We start from the raw sequence: 1,807 nt of genomic DNA on the forward strand, positions 1-1,807 counted from the left end.
TCCCGCAACGAGCGCAACCCTTATCCTTGTTTGCCAGCACATAATGGTGGGAACTCCAGGGAGACTGCCGGTGATAAACCGGAGGAAGGTGGGGACGACGTCAAGTCATCATGGCCCTTACGAGTAGGGCTACACACGTGCTACAATGGCAGATACAGAGGGCAGCGAAGCTGCGAAGTGGAGCGAATCCCTTAAAGTTTGTCGTAGTCCGGATTGGAGTCTGCAACTCGACTCCATGAAGTCGGAATCGCTAGTAATCGTGGATCAGAATGCCACGGTGAATACGTTCCCGGGCCTTGTACACACCGCCCGTCACACCATGGGAGTGGGCTGCACCAGAAGTAGATAGCTTAACCTTCGGGAGGGCGTTTACCACGGTGTGGTTCATGACTGGGGTGAAGTCGTAACAAGGTAGCCCTAGGGGAACCTGGGGCTGGATCACCTCCTTACTGACGCTATTTTTGCGAGTGTTCACACAGATTGTATAGGTTGAAAGTCAAAGAGATACGAATGCCTTAGTGAAAGGCTCGTACCTTAGATGGGTCTGTAGCTCAGGTGGTTAGAGCGCACCCCTGATAAGGGTGAGGTCGGTGGTTCAAGTCCACTCAGACCCACCAATTTCTTCTGATGCTGCGTTAGTGCATTCCTCGTTTAGCGAACTAAACGTCGAAATACACTGCCTTGCCTCAAAAGAAATTGGCACCAGCATCTAAGGAATTATGATGGGGCTATAGCTCAGCTGGGAGAGCGCCTGCCTTGCACGCAGGAGGTCAGCAGTTCGATCCTGCTTAGCTCCACCACTTTTTAAGCGCATTTATGATGATAAGTGTCTTTAAAAAGTGGTTTATCGTATTGATAGAATCACATGCTCTTTAACAATCTGGAAAGCTGACAAGTCATTCTTAAAGAATGACAGTAAAGTTCTCAATCAGTGACAGAAATGTCACTCACACAATCAAGTGTGCTTGGGCTTTGTCTTATTTAATAAGCAAAGTCTCTATTTTGAGTCCGGCAAAAACAAAACCTTAGTTGTTTAAACCGTTTGTTTTCATCTTTTTAGACAATCTCGCCGTAAATAAAACCTCTTGGGGTTGTATGGTTAAGTGATTAAGCGTAGACGGTGGATGCCTTGGCAGTCAGAGGCGATGAAGGACGTACTAACCTGCGAAAAGCGATGGTGAGCTGGTAAGAAGCATTTGAGCCATCGATGTCCGAATGGGGAAACCCACCTGCATAAGCAGGTATCTTAGCGTGAATACATAGCGTTAAGAGGCGAACTCGGGGAACTGAAACATCTAAGTACCCGAAGGAAAAGAAATCAATTGAGATTCCGGCAGTAGCGGCGAGCGACCCCGGAGCAGCCCTTAAGCGGCTTAGGCGTTAGGTGAACAGGTTGGAAAACCTGGCAATAAAGGGTGATAGCCCCGTAACCGACGGCGCCTTAGACGTGAAAACGAGTAGGACGGGACACGTGATATCTTGTCTGAACATGGGGGGACCATCCTCCAAGGCTAAATACTCCTGACTGACCGATAGTGAACCAGTACCGTGAGGGAAAGGCGAAAAGAACCCCTGTGAGGGGAGTGAAATAGAACCTGAAACCGTCTACGTACAAGCAGTGGGAGCCTCCTTTGTGGGGTGACCGCGTACCTTTTGTATAATGGGTCAGCGACTTAATGTTAGTAGCAAGGTTAACCGCATAGGGGAGCCGTAGGGAAACCGAGTCTTAACTGGGCGAGTAGTTGCTAGCATTAGACCCGAAACCGAGTGATCTAGCCATGGGCAGGTTGAAGGTTGAGTAACATCA

Annotated in this window: 2 tRNA genes and 2 rRNA genes; all 4 read left to right on the plus strand. The window is 48.9% G+C overall.

What is annotated here, in order from left to right:
• Positions 1–449, plus strand: a 16S ribosomal RNA gene (locus WN56_RS12020); the annotation flags it as partial.
• A 91-nt stretch (positions 450–540) separates the two neighbouring features.
• A tRNA-Ile gene (locus tag WN56_RS12025) sits at positions 541–617 on the plus strand.
• 107 nt (positions 618–724) lie between these two features.
• Positions 725–800, plus strand: a tRNA-Ala gene (locus WN56_RS12030).
• A gap of 297 nt (positions 801–1,097) precedes the next feature.
• Positions 1,098–1,807, plus strand: a 23S ribosomal RNA gene (locus WN56_RS12035); the annotation flags it as partial.

The sequence above is a fragment of the Salinivibrio sp. KP-1 genome, assembly GCF_000968645.1.
Classification (GTDB): domain Bacteria; phylum Pseudomonadota; class Gammaproteobacteria; order Enterobacterales; family Vibrionaceae; genus Salinivibrio; species Salinivibrio siamensis.